Below are 14,886 nucleotides of genomic sequence, written 5' to 3'. Positions count from 1 at the left end.
ATTTCTTCCGCCAGTGCCGGGCGGCCGGAGTTGGTGATTTTGATGGTACGGGTGATCACCTCTTTTGCCGGTACCGATTTACCCAGGCTGCTGACCCATCCTTTGAACAGATCAACCGCGCCGTTCGGATAGCGGATTTTGTAATAACGGACATCACCGGTATCAAACCAGCTGACCAGGTCTTTCTGTCCCTGCTCGCCGGGTTTCCAGGCCAGCGTGATATTGGCTTCACCGGCTGACTTTTCACCCTGAGCGGTTGCTTTCCAGTCGGCGTCCTCATCATCCAGATAGGTATCGTCGTAACTGTCAGCGCTGATTTCACCCGGCTGAAGCTCTTTGATTTTCGCCAGGCGCGTCCAGCCTTCGTCTGCCAGCGGGTTTTTGGTCGGGTCGTCTTTGCCGGTATAAATCCACAGCGTTGTGCCGGCGCCTTTGACAGGAGCCAGCGGATTAGGAGGTAAAGGCATAATTTTTCCTTACATTGAATACGTCAGGTGATATGTCAGATCGGCTGAGCCCCACAGGCACATTTCATCATCGCGCTGATAGTCGTAGCCTGCCGCTGACATGGTTTCGATAAGTCCGGCCAGTGCCGGTACGGATTGCATGGCGGGATAAATTTTGTCTTCCATCCATTCGTCCAGTTTTGAGTCCGGATTACTCGCTTTCAGGAAAACCTCAATATGCAGAACGGCCTGCCACTGGTCTTCATCCACAACATCATCCGTCGGCGAAGCGTCAGTGAGATACACCGCGACAACCGGGAGTTCAGACTCCTCAAGAAATACCGGGCGACCGTCATATACCTGAGTTTCCCCGAGGTGTGCCCGCAGGGCATCAGCCACCGTCAGCCGGATAGCGGAATGTTTATGCATCAGGGGAGCCTCGCTTTGATATACAGCCGGAGCTGATTTTTCAGTGCCTGCCCGAGTTCTTTCGGCATATCGGATTTAAGAAGTGATTCTGTTTCATCCGTAAATGCCTGTGTCAGCGGGGTTACCAGGGGGATCTTCACCACATCAATCGGATAACGTGAGTTACCGGTGCGCTGCATAACATGCCAGCGACCGTTTGCCAGTTGCTGAATAAACGCATCCTCAAACTTAAACCGCCCGATTTTCAGTACACTGCCGCGTCCGTGTTTATCACGCCGTTTGCGTGACAACTGAACCTTAGCTGTGCCGAGTGCAATGGCCGGGAGATTACCTCTGTTCACAAGTAACCGCGCACGGGGCACAGACTGTTTACTGCTTGCCCTGCGCAGACGGACACGCTGACGGATCAGCTTCTGCTGCAGTTGCGTTTCGCCTGATACCCTTTTGACACTGCGCCCTATCGCACGGACTGCAACCCGGTTTACGGCCTGAGCTGTGGCGACCGGTACCGCCGTGCCGCTGATTGTGTTCAGGTTATTAATCGCCTGCTGAATACCATCCATATTATTCACTCTCGATAAAAATATGGGGTTTACCGTTATAGCGCTGTACTCTGGTGATGATGAACTCAGTGATGCCGGTAACAATCCGATCTTTCCGGCGCGGCGTGACCCCCGGTGTGAAAATCACATAACTGACCCCGTCACCGCTGACCGGTCCCATTTCCGGAAGAAAATGAAACTCAACAGCACAGACAGGCTGATCATTCAGATAAATGACTTCCCCCATTTTTTCCGCTGTCAGTGCATCCATCCGGGACTTCATCTGCTGAAACGGGGTCATAGCGTTATCCCTGTGCCGCCGGCGGGAAGACGTTAATCTTCACAGCGGCATCTGCGTCACCGGCAGCCGCATCCTCCCAGGCTACGCCGATCACCACGCCGCCGGTATCCACCAACTGACCGTCTTTAACGGAAGCCGCCGCCCCCGCTTTAAGCACCAGCCCGTTTTTTTTAGGCAGCCGGAAAACCCCTTCGGCAAATCCGTCACCGGTTGCACCGGCGGCAATGTCTGTAATTGCCACCGCGGCCAGTGAGCCAACCTGTACCAGTGAACCGCTGGTAACGGATTTGGTTCCGCTGTTAACAATCGCGATGGTCATTCCCTGCTGCTGATAATTCTTAGCCATAATCGTCTCCGCGGCACCCGCAGGTGCCGGATTTCAGGTATAAAAAAAGCCCTCACGGGCGTTCATGATGTGATTCTCAGCCGGATTACCGGCCTTTCACCTGGATCATTCCGCGATAATCCAGCGGTGCCACGCCGGCATCAATACGGATTTTCGTGGTCACGCCGTCGGAGGTGAACCCTTCCTGCTGATCGATGTACGGGGTATCGATACCGTTCAGGTAGGCAACTTCAATGGTGTCACTGCCCTGAGAAGCAGCCATGTACCAGTCTTTTTCACTGTTATCGTCCAGACGCGGCTCAGTGATAATTTCCGCAATATTGCGGATCGGGTTAATGATATTGGCATTCACATCCGCCCCTTTCACGCTGCCGGAACCGACAACCTGAAGTGCGTGTGTTTCCAGTGCCGCCGGTACCAGCATAAAGGCCGGGCGGATATTCAGCGTACGTTCGCCCTCTTTCTGCTGGCGCATCAGCGTGCGGCCTTTGCTGATGGTTTCCACATCCATGCCGCCGGACAGCGTATTTTTATGATCAGCACTGAACAGGGCTTTGCCGTCACTCAGTTTCCCGTTATCTGTCAGCACGGCATACACCAGGTCACCAATGGTGGCTTTTGCGGCCCGGCCGAGTTTGTTCGGGATATCGGTCAGCGCATTCATATCATCGTTGATGATGGCCTGGCGGGTGATACTGAACAGTTCCCCGTACGTTGCCAGCGCAATGGTCTGCCCCTTGTCACCTGTGGTGACGTATTTATATTCTGCCCCTTCGCGCACCTGACGCAGTGACGGAAAACCACCGAGGCCGACACGGTGAGCGGTTTTAAAGTCGCTGAGCTGACCTTTCTTCGTCCACTTATCATAGGTTTCTTCCGCCTCTTCCCAGCCCGTCAGCAGGGATTTATAAGCCACATCCATCAGGATATTGCCGAAATCCGAAGTGCTGTGTGTGAATGCCGCAGCGACCATCTGCATCGGGTTCAGGGTGCTGATACCAATACCGCGCTCCGTCAGCGACATACGCGCCAGTTCACGCAGTGTCATGCTGTTATACGGGTTATCCGGCTGTGCTTCTTCGTGCCCGGCACGGGTCATGACCGATGCACGGATGCCGTCACCGGTGAAATTACCGTTACCTGCGTAGATATGAGCATTATTTTTGTTGCTTGGTGTGGATTCTGCCCCCAGTTTTTCCAGCAGTTTCGCACGGGCGTCTTCCAGTGAGCACTGCGTGTCAGTCACGCAATCCACCATCAGATCATTATGTTTGCCGCCGAACATGGCGAACAAGTCCTTAATGCCGTTCAGACGGGCTTGTTCCTGAGCGCGGATCTGATTCTGTACATCTGCATTATCCGGCTGCGCGACCGGCTGAGGCTGAGTCACGGTTGCGGCGGGCTGCGTCACCGGTACCGGGTCCGGCACGGAAACCGGTGTGGTCTGAGCGGTATTTTTCGGTGATACCTGGTTTTTAATAGCCTGTGGCATAGCAGTAAAGTCCTCGATACGTTTGGATGTGATACAGGCCATCGCCTGTACCGGGTCAGTAAGCTGATCAGCAAACCCGTGTGACAGACATTCATCGCCGTTCATCCAGGTTTCCTCTTCTAACATGGCGGCAATCTCTTCCGCCGTTTTGCCGGTTTTGGCGACATACGCCGGGATCAGCACATTTTCCAGCTTATCCAGCAGGTCGGCGTAATCCCGCATTTCATCCGCATCCCCCCAGGCAATTCCCCACGGTTTGTGGATCATCATCATGGCGTTTTCCGGCATAATCACAGTGTCACCGACCATGGCAATAACAGAGGCCATTGAGGCCGCCAGCCCGTCGATATAAACGGTGATCTTTGCATCATGGCCTTTCAGCTGGTTATAAATGGCGATCCCGTCAAACACTTCGCCGCCGGGGGAGTGAATATGCAGGTTAATCTGACTGACATCCCCCAGCGCCAGCAGCTCTTTTGAAAACTGCTTTGCCGAGATCCCCCAGCCGCCGATCTCGTCATAGATATAAATGTCCGCCGATTGGGTATCCGCCGCGGCTTTCATGCGGAACCAGCTTTTAACCGGTGCGGATGCTTTCGGGTTACTCGTCATCGTCCCGGGATTTGGCATCGTCAGGTGTTCCTTTGTCATTCGCCGGATCGGTGTCAAACACCAGCCCCAGCTTTCTGTTTTCATCAATTTCCGCTTTACGGCGGCGTTTTGTATCAGCAGGGCTGGAGCCTCTGGCCCGAACCCATTCCCCTTCGGTTGCCCCGCCGCCGCGCAGCAGCACCTGCCAGGCTTTGGCCTCTTTCAGCGGGTCAATCCACGGCATCACCGGGCCGCTGTAAACCGCATTCATTAAAGAAGCGGGATCAACATCCGGCGGTACATCAATCACCCCCTCCGCCACGGCCATTGTCAGCCAGCTGCGGTACATCGGGCGGGTCACTGCGGCCACAAACGCATCCTGTAAAATGCCGTAGCCCTCAAAAGACTCCACCAGCTCCTGGCGCTGGGCGCTGTAAGTGCCGTCATAATCACGTGAAATACTGGAATAACTGCCGCGGCTGCCGGCGGCTACTGCACGCAGCTGACCATTACGGAAGGATTGCAGGTTCGGGTTCGGGCGGTCAGATTTGACCATGCCGATATCCTCACCGGGTGCCAGTTCATCGAAGATAATGCCCGGCTCGATGTTCAGTTCCCTGTCCTCTGATGCATCATCGCCGTTATAGATATCCCCTTTTTTGATGTACATCCCGAGTGATGCAGCGATACGGGCAGCGGTGAGTTCCGCGTCCTCATAATCTTTCAGGGCACTCAGGCGGATCAGAATACCGGACAACAGACTGTGCCCGCGCAGCTGATGCAGGCGGCGGGTAAACTTCAGGTGCAGCATGTTTTCAGCGTCGATGGTTTTCAGATCCTGCGACCGGTACAGGGCTGACGGCATATTTTTATACACGTTGTAACTGACAGGCCGCCCCCACTCATTGAGTTTCACACCCTGGCAGATATTGCTGCCCGGCACATCCAGATTCAGCGGCACAAAGTCCGGCTCCAGCGCCTCAATCCAGAAATGCACCCCGTTTTCCCGCCTCAGACCTTTGGCCCGTCCGGACACCATCTGACCGAATACCTCTCCGTCACGCAGCCAGGTACGCGCCATCAGCCGTTCAAGTACCGGACGGGTATACTGACCGGTCACATCCGGACTGACAGACCATTCCGACCAGGCCGCACGGATCTGTTTTGCCAGATCATCTGCCAGTTCACCGCCGCGCAGCAGCGGCTGCGGCTCAACAATAATGCCTTTCGCACCAATCACCCGCTCTTCCAGCTTATCCAGCAGACCGATCACAAGGTCGTGGTTGTCATCCAGAAACCGGGCCTGCTCGCGCAGTGACCGGCCGCCGGATTTCACCAGCTGATTCGCGTTACGGGATTCCCGCCGCGCGCGGTGGGTACGGGTCGGCATCGCGGCCTCATAGGCTTTTATCTGCAGGCGGGACCGCATCCGGGACGCCTGCCAGCCCGGCGCAATCAGGCCGATAGCACTGTCGATCAGCTTCATCGCGGAAACCTCGCCAGTTTATAACCCGGCCTGCCGGAGCGGGACGATAACAAACCGCTGCGGCGGCGCTCCCAGTATTCCCGCCCTTTGCGGATTTCGCTCAGGCTTTCCATCGACATGCTCTGACCGTTCATCGTGATGCTTCTGCCCTGCAATACAGCGCGTTCCGCTTCCGCGTACTGCCGGATCATGTCGTCAATCTCTTCTATGGTCATATCCAGCCACCTCCGGATGATGAAACAGGGGCCCACGCCGATGCTTTCCGTTTTTTCGGTTTCTTCGGTTTCGTGGATCCGGTTGTTGAAATAAGGGTGATATTGTCGGGGGAGTCAGTGTTTTCAGGCGGAATAACAGGAATATCGGGTAACCGTGCCCAGGGCGGCGGTTTATCCCATTTGATTTTCTCGTACCCCTTTATGATCACCAGTGCATGGGCGTACACCATCAGGTCAAAGGCTTCGTTTGCGCCCCGCCGGGCTTTTCCCATTTACCGCTGGTCAGCCGCTCCTCATAGGTCAGTTCGTCATAGAAAGAGTCATCCAGCCAGTCCGGAAAATGCACATAATTCGGGCCCGGCATATCACGGCTCAGTGCAGCAGCCACCCGGTCTTTCAGGTTGTCAGTCTGCAGCAGATATAACGGCACATCCCCGGCGGCTTTCGCCTGCCGGTCAGAGCGTCCGGTGTTATCCGGATAGGATTTGGTGATCAGTTTTGCGCCGGTACAGCTGCCCCCCTTGAACAGAAACACTTTGCGGCTGATGCCGTCACGGCGGCACTGCCGCCAGAAAGCATACGCGTTATCAGTAACACCGCTTTCACCGCCGGTATCCACCCCCAGCATCATGACGGGCATTCTGATCGCCGGATGTCCGGACAACGGATATGTTTTATCCAGCACATCTGTTATCAGCAGCTTCCAGTCCTCCGGATAGGCACCGGGATGAATACGGACACACTCGCCGTTGCCGTCCGTCCGCAGGGATTGGGTGATATCAAACCTGTCCACAATCCAGCGTTCACCTTTTTCACCGTAGCCGGTGACCTGAACCACAAACCGGCGGTTTTTCCCGGCCTGCACGTCGACGGTTGCCACCAGAAAGCGGACACCTTCCGGCACACAGCGGATCCCGAGATCCTCAGCCCGCGCCAGCAGTTCTTCTGCCCTGCGCTGATCCTGAGTATGTTTCGGCCGGTACGGCAGCCCCCAGTCCGTATTGATCACCGTTTTCAGGGTTTCTTCGCTCAGGGTGAGCTCATATTCCTGTTCGGCGGTGAGATATTTATAAACGAGCTGGGACAGCGTCTGATAGGCGGCAGCCGGTCCCTCCATCCAGAATGACGCGATACGGGAGCGGCGGGCATCGCCGGTAATGTTGCCGTACCGGTCAATATCCTGGCCGTCTTTCAGCCAGACACCGCGATTATTCAGCTTCCGCTTTTCGCTGCCGGAAATGTGTCCGGTGCAGTGCGGGCACTCAATATAAGCCGCCTCACTGGCTGTCACCGGATCCGGGTCATCCCGGTAACCGGCCACCGCATCAAACACCGGCTGAAAGTATTCTCCGCAGTGCGGACACGGCCAGTACCAGCGCTGCCTGTCGCCACGGTTGTACAGCGATAAAATACCGGTGGTCGGCGGTGCTTCATGGGGTGATGACGGCGTCCATTTCTGATCAGTAATTTCCCGTCCGGGTGAACTTTCCACCAGCGTCATCCCGGCGGACATAAATGTTGTGGTACGTTTTGATGCCAGAGAGAATGCATCCCCCTCGCCGTCGATATCTTCCGGAAACCGGTCATAGTCCGTCAGTGCCACAAACCGGTAATCCGATGAGGACATGATATTGACGGACGGCCAGCCGATTTTCAGGTAGTTACCGGCGCGGAATGTTTTGTCATGCACGTTATTGTCATTGGTGCGCGGGCTCAGCCGTTTAGCTACTTCCGGACTCGCACGGAATGTCCGGTCGAGGCGCTTTTTCGAATGCTCACGGGCTTTTTCTTCCGTCATCTGAATCAGCAGAAAATCAGCCGGATCACAGACTATCGTGTAGACAATCCAGCCGTCGATAAGCCCCACGGTTTTACCGGTACGCGCCGGACCGACAAAGATCACCGCATCATATTTCCGGGATGTCAGGCAGTTCATAGGCTCAATAATGTACGGCGTCAGGGTGTCTTCCCACTGCACCGCACTGCCGCCGCCCATCGGCACCCGCATGTATTTTTTAACGGCCTCCGCCACCGGCATCCGGCGCGGCGGACGCAGCAGCACAGAGACATCCCGGCGCATTTCCGCTGCCGATGCATAACCTGTACTCATCCGTTTTCTTCCTCTGCGTTTTCCACCTCCATCGCCAGCAGATCGCGGAGTTCATCCACCACATCCTGTGCCTGTGTGATTTGCTCAGGCTGCCAGCCGTGGTCACGCTCCAGTCGGTCAGGCCAGGTGTCCAGCACCTGGGCTATCGCTTTGATGATGGTCGCCATCTCACGGTGAGATTCTTCAGCAGGTATCAGCTGGCGCAGCGAGGTTTCAAGTTTGATGCGTTCGTTTTCAGACTGGAACCAGTCTTTACGGTCTTTCGGGAACATTTTGTCCGGATCCTGAATACCGGACGGATCTTTCTCTGTGTCAGCACCGAATATGACCGGACCGACATCGCGGAGGGCATACACCGGATTGCCTCGTACTGTTCCCGCTATCGCCACATTTGCATCGAGCAGCCGCTTTTTAACCGTACCCCGGTTCAGTCCGAACGCTTCAGCAATCTTTGCAACACTCCAGTGATACGCGTCCCCGAGATTGCTGATATTAGACATTGTCACCTCACACTGTCAGGTGGATTCCTTATTTATTGTTGTTAATCAAAAGGATAAACAGCACTCAGGTGACAGACCAAAACCGGTTTTGTCACCTCAGTGTTATTTTTTATCAATAGTATCAATGAATTAACTGACCTGCTGCTGACAGCATGGAAATCCGAAAATGAGCCGTTTCCCGCGATGCCGCCGCCCCGTGGTAAGGGTACCCCTCCGGGAGTACCTTTTCACAAACACACGTATAAACAATGAGTTATAAGGTTCACGCTAATTTCTCCGTAACCAATTAAAAAGCCCACTCAGTGAGCAGGCTTTGTGATGGGTTATTGTTGTTCTGCCGGGGACAGCTCACCTTCCTCAAACCAGCCGTCAGTCCCACGTCCATCCGCTGCCAGATAATGAATGAGATACTGATTCGGACCGTTATGATATTCAGCACGGGCTTTCACATGACCTTCTTCACCGCTGATGGTGACCTGCACAACCTGACCTAATTCATGTTTAAACATAGTTTTCCCTCTGGTGATAAAAGCCCCGCTATTTAGCGAGGCACTGAGTATTTATATATTCCTGTAATCCCAGGATCATCTGCTTTGACTCTGCGATTCGCTCTCTGAGTAACCAATAATTTCTGACAGCGGCGTCATCAGGTCGGGCGGTGGCTGCATCATCCATGCCGGTGGCGGTAACGCTGCCGGTTTTAGGACAACTGGCTTTGATGTACACCCGCTCAGGGTTACGGTCAGCAGCAATACGCAGCCGGTCAATTTCAGTTTTTGCATTTGCCAGTTCCTGTGTGTGTCTGGTGTCCAGTTCATGAAGCTTCTGTGTGCGTTCCTGATATTTTTCATTCTCCGCTATCTGCTCTGCAAGCTGACCACTCAGGGCTGCGTTATCGACCTTCAACTGCTGGTTATCCCGGTAGGTGTCATATACCCACCAGGCGGCAACAATAAACAGCGCGGCAATTACCGCCTCTTTCCAGTTCATAGCGCTTCACACTCATAATGGATCACACCATCCAGCGAATTGCCCGGCAGCGGCTTACAGTGATTCGGGAGTGAATACAGATAACAACCCGCCAACAGAGCAGTAGTCAGCAGGATGATAGCAATGATGATCAGTGTTAAAGGGTTCCGTGGCATACCGCGTTCTCCGTTTCGCGCCGGTTAATCAGACCCTGCCACTGCTTACCACCGGCAAATGTCCAGCGTTTCATTTCGTCACAGGCACCCGCGATATCACCGGCATTGAGTTTCCGCAGCATTGTCGAACGCGAGAACGCACCGGTTCCGGTGTTATATGCAAATGAATAGATGGCCGCCCGGGTATTGTCATCAATCGGTACTTTGATCATCGGGTCAATCGCGCGCCGGACTTTCGTCAGGTCGTCATGCAGCAGCGCCTTACATTCAGCATCCGTGTACAACTTGCCGGGCTGAATATCACTGCCGGTATGGCCATAACATACGGTAAGCACTCCGGCCACATCACGGTAAGGTTTGTACTCAACACCCTCATACGCGGGGATCAGCACCAGCGCACCGGCAATCGCCCCGGCGGCACAAGCGGCCATGACTTTTTTAAATAATCGGTTATTCATGATGTTCACCTGCTTTCAACTGGAATTCCTTCCGTTTGTAATACCAGTTCACCAGGAACGTACCGACGGTACAGATGATCCCGGCAACAATGGCCCACTGATCCAGAGATAAAATGCCAAAAGCAGAGGTTATAAGTCCCCAGGCGTATGCTGTAGGGCTGGAATATTTGTCAGGCATGCGCATATCCACCCCCTGCGGAGTGTTCCGTATGTTGAGTGATAGGGGTAATGCCGCAACCGGGTTATATGTTTTAAACAGGTTAAAATGAGGTGGCTGCGGCATTATTCGGATAATCCCACCAGCGGCGGGAAAGCAATAAGAAGAGCACTGTGGCCGAATACGGATTAGGTAATGAGCCTGTCGTATTCCAATGCTCTTATTGTTGCAGGCAATAAAAAAGGCCGCCGGAGCGACCGAACTGTTATTTATATGTTGCTTTCGTCTATCTGGCATTCCAGATCGAACAGTTCTGCACGATATGACAAAATCACCTGCGTTATGGCCGATTTTTGCTGTTCGCTAAATGAATCCCACAGATCAAGCAGAGGATGATCGTGGTGTGACCATGTATCGCCGATTTCAGTTTTATCATTACTGTTTTTACACGCGCTCAAATCTATATCACCACCATGCCGAGCGCTGTCTGTTATATTGTTTACTGCCGGTAATCGACCAACCACGCATACTGTTTTATTGGTCTTATCCTGAATAACCAATGCATCATTTTCAATTTTCATAAAAAGTCCACGAGGAAAAAATGAATACTGATATTTTTGACCGATTGTTTGATTCTGATAAAACTATAGAGTCCATAGTGACCATATGCCGATCTGAGGCGCCTCTTATTTCGGTACTCACCCTGCATCTGACCTGTGAAAGCTTCCTTGAAGCATTTATATCCGGAAGACTTGATGTGTGTGACTTATTCGCAAATAAGCCAGACAACCCTGATGACGTCAGTTTCAGAATGACATTCGAACATAAAAATAAACTATCTCAGCGCCTTGGAATGCCCAGGGCAGCATATGACGCTTTATTTGAACTGAATCAGATTCGAAATCAATTTGCACACAAATTACTTCACGCTGAGATACCAGCTGATAAAACAGCCAAGATCATTGATTTGGTCAACTCTATTAAGTCAGCGGAAATTGAAATTGAGTTAAGTGAAGAAGGAATAGTGTATCATCCTGATAATCATGACGATTCTTTCACATATAGGATGTCAGACCAAAACACTCCGGTAATGGTTAAATTATGCATAGCATATTTTTCTTTATTCCGAAGGGTTGCCTTGAAATTCGCTGAGTAATGCAAATCACCTGTTTAAACGACAGGCTCTTACCTGGAAATACTTTCTTCTATTGAAACTTTCGAAATGAAGAACGAATAACCTCACTAATTCGATCTTGAAGGCTGGCTACTTCCTGTTCGGCGGTCAGCCTTTCTTCCAGATCGGCAACCCGCCGTTCCAGTGTTTTATCGGTATCGAATTCTTTCTTCCCAGCGACGGAAACGTTCAGGATTGCCGGAAACGAATTAACATCGCCGCAGCTATCTGTAATTTTCCCGTCTTTGTTATAGCTCGCCCACCCGCCATTAGAGAACATTTCATAGCCATCCTGACGGATAGATATGCACATAAATTTATCTTTCATGTTAATCATCTCAATACCTTTTTGTAGATATCAGAAAGCCGCACACAGCTCTTGTGTTAAGTGATAACGAGGTGATTGATACTGTGGCGGTGTAAACGGAAAAAGGCCGCACATGGCGACATCACAAAATGAACATTTAATATTGCACTTGAGTAAAATTACTCTATATTATTGTGCTTACGCGACTTAACGCGTTAATACCACTTAAAACTGTAGTTGAAGCCGGTTAGGGTTAACCGGCTTTTTTTGTGTCTGAAATGAGGGGCTGACTTAGTTCAGCCGGACTGCCCTGCGCTACCAGAGCTTCACAGCAAGTATCCTGTTGTCCGGAATAACCGAACGCGTGAACTATCCTGAAATTCCGGATGGTTGAGCCTGTAAGCTAAAAACCTTCGAACTCATCGAAGCCATCAAACTCATCAAGCATGATTACCTCGTTATCGGAATTCCGATGTCGGAACAATATCGATGCGTTAGATACATGCGGGATTTCCCCGTATGTAAATATATCAATTCTGGTTCCCTGACAGAGTTAAGAAAAATCAGCTGGTTACAGGCGATAAAAAACCCCGCGATTGCGAGGTTTATATACAATTATGACAACATATCAAATTACCATCAAATATGGCCTAATTTATCTACTTTTGCAAGTTTTTGCTGTATTTTTGCGCCATATTTCCACTCTGTTGTTTCTCATTTTTCGCAATGAGCCACAGTCCAGGGTTTTACAAATCAGCAGCAGCTCCTGCCAGTGTGTTTTGTAGTTATTATTCCAATTTTTTGCAGTTACTCCCACCAGCTCAGCCAGTTCAGACTGATAGTAATACCCGTCTTTGTTCAGGGTGTAGTCCTGCACTGCCAGCCATACCAGCGCCCTGAGTCGTTCTTTTACTTTCTTCGACACCCGGCGGCCTTTAATCCGTTCCTGCATTTCGCTCCATACATAGGCGGTGATAGCCGTCTGGTGTGAGAACTTCAATTCTTTACCATAGCAATACAGCAGCCAGGACTGCTCAGCCTCATCCAGTTCCATAATTGCCCGCCGCCAGGAACAGTTCTGATAGTCCACCCGGTCAATAGGTGGCATCGGTAACACGGAATAGTGTGTTGACCAGCAGGATACCGCATCGGTTTCACGGCTTACCTTTCTGCCGTTCACGGTAATATCACGGGGCTTTTTACGTGGGTAGCGCGTTGTGTTTCCCAATACAAATCCCTCAAATGCTTCAAGCTGGCCTTTGGTTCTGCTGCTGTGGTCAGTCATTGCGATAGTCGCCATATCCCGCAGGTACTGCAAATCGTGCTCAATCATCGTTTATCTCTCCGCGCTCCGTACAGCGCATTAACCAAAAACACCGATCCCGTATGACCGGTTCATAAACTTAAATAACAACTCCAGCTGACTGCCGTGCTTTTCTTCCCATGCTGCCGGATCCCGGTGTAACTCGTCGTGGTGAACCCGGCACAGCGGGATAGTAAAAATGTCGTGTGCTTTTGTACCTGTGCCGCCGGTACCGTGACCGATGATGTGATGCGGGTCGTCCGCCTGCTGGCCGCACACACAACACGGCTGGCTTTTCACCCACTGTAGGTATTTCAGACTCTCCCAGCGCTTTAACTTCGGGATCCGCATAAAACTTGCTGGCGGCTCCGGTTCTATCTCAGGAACAACGACCGGCTTTATCTGCTCAACGATGTCATGAACAATCCGGCTGTGTGAGCGCGGTTGATGAACAATGGAATGCTCTGTCATGGTGCCGGTTATCTCTTCCTCCGGTTTCTGCATCAGAATGTAGGAACTGATAAAGGCCGGAAGATGATCACTGACGCGGCGCATCACCGACCAGGTGAACAAATCGGAAGGATTAAGAAAATGACCAGCTGGCAGCCGCAGATCGGTAAAGATGCTGCGTGCCACAAACGCCCGTTGGTTGTGTAACAGAATTTCGTCCGCCTGCTGCTGGTGGACATCACCCGCCCGCAAGATGTTGTCATGGTGCCAGCATGTCCGGATAAAACCATCTTTGTGGCGGGTCATGGTCAGTTCGTGGTGGTGATAGGGGTTTTCCGGATCGTTAATCTGGCAGTAGCCAACTGATTTAACGTAGTGACGGGATCCGGATAGTCCGCCGGCGGCTTTTATCACGGCTGGATTATCCAGGAAACGAAGCACCCGCTCATCTGTCAGCAGCGGCTGCGCATCTGCCGGAACGCGGCCGGACGGAATGCCATCCATTGAACGGGGAGCTGCACTGACAACATAACGGGCACCGTTCCGGAAGTTGCAAATCTCAGCACCGGGATTAAACATCAGGATCCGGGTATCTTTCTGAACAAAGCCGGTTAACAGGTAATTCATCAGGCCACCGCCGGGGTCATCATCAGTGCCAGCAGTTCCGCTGATTTGCTCTCAAAGAAATGCGGCTGCGTTTCCCTCGGGTTCGCCGGAGATGTGATATTTTTGCCGTACAGAAGCCCCTTTGATGTGACAGACCAGAACAGTTTTTGTGTTCCCTTCGAACCCGGACGGGCTTTCTGTTCCACAATCCCCAGTTCAGCAAGGCGTTTATACGCTCTGTTCGCAGATAATGCGGCATTGTGGTTTCTCAGTAGTGTTGTCAGGGAGGTTGTCGGTCTGCTGGAACCATCCACTGCGCCCGCCGGTGCATCAATCGTATAGGACGGAGCCAGATCAGGAAGACCGGCCATCTTTTGCAGTTTCTGATACCCGCCAAGCTTTGACGAATTCGACAGATTCAGTGTTTTCGCCATAGACTCCAGCAGGATAGCTCCGGCCTGAACCTTATCAGCCAGCTGTATCGCCTGCTGTGTTCCGGCCACCACATCGAACGTGCGGATCACTTTCAGATTGAATGAAGGACTGATCCACATCGCATAGGCATAAACCAGTTCTTTGCACACGTAGGTGCCCTGTTCAGTGCCACCACGCAGCACATTTACCGGCTGTGTACCCGAGTCGCAGATTTGCAACTCGGCAATAAGTTGCTCTGTCTGTGCATTTCTCAGCCAGTAAGGCGGCTTATGTCTTTCCTCTCCACCAGCGGCCCGATGCAAATCATTCAGGCAATAGCGACCAGCCATATCCCGGCGCACATTAATACCATCGACAATAATCAGATTGCTCATCGTTATCTCTCCACTCATT

Annotated in this window: 19 protein-coding genes and 2 pseudogenes; 1 reads left to right on the top strand and 20 read right to left on the bottom strand. The window is 52.3% G+C overall.

Going from position 1 to position 14,886, the window contains the following annotated elements; all coding sequences use genetic code 11:
- Nucleotides 1–2: 2 nt before the first annotated feature.
- The 16 genes and pseudogenes from JL661_RS00530 to JL661_RS00455 form a co-directional block, all read right to left on the bottom strand.
- Nucleotides 3–467: pseudogene (locus JL661_RS00530) on the bottom strand (phage tail tube protein); the annotation flags it as partial.
- 9 nt (nucleotides 468–476) lie between these two features.
- On the bottom strand, nucleotides 477–875 hold the full coding sequence (locus tag JL661_RS00525; protein WP_004242399.1) for a phage minor tail U family protein: 399 nt from the start codon (nucleotides 873–875) through the stop codon (nucleotides 477–479).
- The gene (locus JL661_RS00520; protein ID WP_024474672.1) at nucleotides 875–1,438 is read right to left on the bottom strand and encodes a phage tail protein; all 564 of its coding nucleotides are present in this window, start codon (nucleotides 1,436–1,438) and stop codon (nucleotides 875–877) included. Before JL661_RS00520 ends, JL661_RS00525 begins: the two co-directional genes overlap by 1 nt.
- Before the next feature lies 1 nt (nucleotide 1,439).
- A complete protein-coding gene (locus JL661_RS00515; protein WP_062773633.1) occupies nucleotides 1,440–1,718 on the bottom strand; it encodes an ATP-binding protein in 279 nt (92 codons plus the stop codon).
- A gap of 4 nt (nucleotides 1,719–1,722) precedes the next feature.
- A complete protein-coding gene (locus tag JL661_RS00510; protein WP_024474671.1) occupies nucleotides 1,723–2,064 on the bottom strand; it encodes a DUF2190 family protein in 342 nt (113 codons plus the stop codon).
- 85 nt (nucleotides 2,065–2,149) lie between these two features.
- Nucleotides 2,150–4,186 (bottom strand): ClpP-like prohead protease/major capsid protein fusion protein, encoded by a 2,037-nt coding sequence (locus JL661_RS00505; RefSeq protein ID WP_062773636.1) that lies wholly within the window; start codon nucleotides 4,184–4,186, stop codon nucleotides 2,150–2,152.
- On the bottom strand, nucleotides 4,158–5,633 hold the full coding sequence (locus tag JL661_RS00500) for a phage portal protein (RefSeq protein ID WP_151298198.1): 1,476 nt from the start codon (nucleotides 5,631–5,633) through the stop codon (nucleotides 4,158–4,160). Before JL661_RS00500 ends, JL661_RS00505 begins: the two co-directional genes overlap by 29 nt.
- Nucleotides 5,630–5,848 (bottom strand): DUF6148 family protein, encoded by a 219-nt coding sequence (locus JL661_RS00495; protein ID WP_004242389.1) that lies wholly within the window; start codon nucleotides 5,846–5,848, stop codon nucleotides 5,630–5,632. The genes JL661_RS00500 and JL661_RS00495 overlap by 4 nt, the downstream gene beginning before the upstream one ends.
- A pseudogene (locus tag JL661_RS00490) lies at nucleotides 5,845–7,958 on the bottom strand (phage terminase large subunit family protein). The gene JL661_RS00495 and the pseudogene JL661_RS00490 overlap by 4 nt, the downstream one beginning before the upstream one ends.
- Nucleotides 7,955–8,458, bottom strand: a complete 504-nt coding sequence (locus JL661_RS00485) for a DUF1441 family protein (RefSeq protein WP_024474667.1) — start codon at nucleotides 8,456–8,458, stop codon at nucleotides 7,955–7,957. Before JL661_RS00485 ends, JL661_RS00490 begins: the two are co-directional and overlap by 4 nt.
- 323 nt (nucleotides 8,459–8,781) lie before the next feature.
- Nucleotides 8,782–8,967: a hypothetical protein gene (locus JL661_RS00480; RefSeq protein ID WP_004242385.1), complete on the bottom strand. Its 186-nt coding sequence runs from the start codon at nucleotides 8,965–8,967 to the stop codon at nucleotides 8,782–8,784.
- Nucleotides 8,968–8,995: 28 nt separating this feature from the next.
- Nucleotides 8,996–9,448: a lysis protein gene (locus tag JL661_RS00475; protein ID WP_062773665.1), complete on the bottom strand. Its 453-nt coding sequence runs from the start codon at nucleotides 9,446–9,448 to the stop codon at nucleotides 8,996–8,998.
- Nucleotides 9,445–9,603, bottom strand: a complete 159-nt coding sequence (locus JL661_RS00470; protein ID WP_164091680.1) for a hypothetical protein — start codon at nucleotides 9,601–9,603, stop codon at nucleotides 9,445–9,447. The genes JL661_RS00475 and JL661_RS00470 overlap by 4 nt, the downstream gene beginning before the upstream one ends.
- The gene (locus JL661_RS00465) at nucleotides 9,585–10,061 is read right to left on the bottom strand and encodes a lysozyme (RefSeq protein WP_151298199.1); all 477 of its coding nucleotides are present in this window, start codon (nucleotides 10,059–10,061) and stop codon (nucleotides 9,585–9,587) included. The genes JL661_RS00470 and JL661_RS00465 overlap by 19 nt, the downstream gene beginning before the upstream one ends.
- On the bottom strand, nucleotides 10,054–10,245 hold the full coding sequence (locus JL661_RS00460) for a phage holin family protein (protein ID WP_062773578.1): 192 nt from the start codon (nucleotides 10,243–10,245) through the stop codon (nucleotides 10,054–10,056). The genes JL661_RS00465 and JL661_RS00460 overlap by 8 nt, the downstream gene beginning before the upstream one ends.
- A gap of 242 nt (nucleotides 10,246–10,487) precedes the next feature.
- Entirely contained in the window at nucleotides 10,488–10,799 is a 312-nt protein-coding gene (locus JL661_RS00455; RefSeq protein ID WP_062773576.1) for a hypothetical protein, read from the bottom strand.
- A gap of 20 nt (nucleotides 10,800–10,819) precedes the next feature.
- Between JL661_RS00455 and JL661_RS00450 the strand changes: the two genes are divergently transcribed.
- Nucleotides 10,820–11,374: a hypothetical protein gene (locus JL661_RS00450; protein WP_049246077.1), complete on the top strand. Its 555-nt coding sequence runs from the start codon at nucleotides 10,820–10,822 to the stop codon at nucleotides 11,372–11,374.
- Nucleotides 11,375–11,423: 49 nt separating this feature from the next.
- Here the strand turns inward: JL661_RS00450 and JL661_RS00445 are convergent, their stop codons facing one another.
- The 4 genes from JL661_RS00445 to JL661_RS00430 form a co-directional block, all read right to left on the bottom strand.
- Complete coding sequence (locus tag JL661_RS00445; RefSeq protein ID WP_150974950.1) at nucleotides 11,424–11,720, bottom strand: hypothetical protein; 297 nt, start codon at nucleotides 11,718–11,720, stop codon at nucleotides 11,424–11,426.
- Nucleotides 11,721–12,354: 634 nt separating this feature from the next.
- Entirely contained in the window at nucleotides 12,355–13,032 is a 678-nt protein-coding gene (locus tag JL661_RS00440) for a bacteriophage antitermination protein Q (RefSeq protein WP_062773569.1), read from the bottom strand.
- A gap of 30 nt (nucleotides 13,033–13,062) precedes the next feature.
- Complete coding sequence (locus tag JL661_RS00435; RefSeq protein WP_062773564.1) at nucleotides 13,063–14,079, bottom strand: DUF968 domain-containing protein; 1,017 nt, start codon at nucleotides 14,077–14,079, stop codon at nucleotides 13,063–13,065.
- Complete coding sequence (locus JL661_RS00430) at nucleotides 14,079–14,867, bottom strand: KilA-N domain-containing protein (protein WP_062773561.1); 789 nt, start codon at nucleotides 14,865–14,867, stop codon at nucleotides 14,079–14,081. The genes JL661_RS00435 and JL661_RS00430 overlap by 1 nt, the downstream gene beginning before the upstream one ends.
- Between the last annotated feature and the right edge of the window lie 19 nt (nucleotides 14,868–14,886).

Source organism: Morganella morganii, assembly GCF_019243775.1.
Taxonomy (GTDB): domain Bacteria; phylum Pseudomonadota; class Gammaproteobacteria; order Enterobacterales; family Enterobacteriaceae; genus Morganella; species Morganella morganii.
The sequence above is the reverse complement of the archived record's forward strand: the minus strand, read 5'-3'. Positions and strand labels throughout refer to the sequence as shown.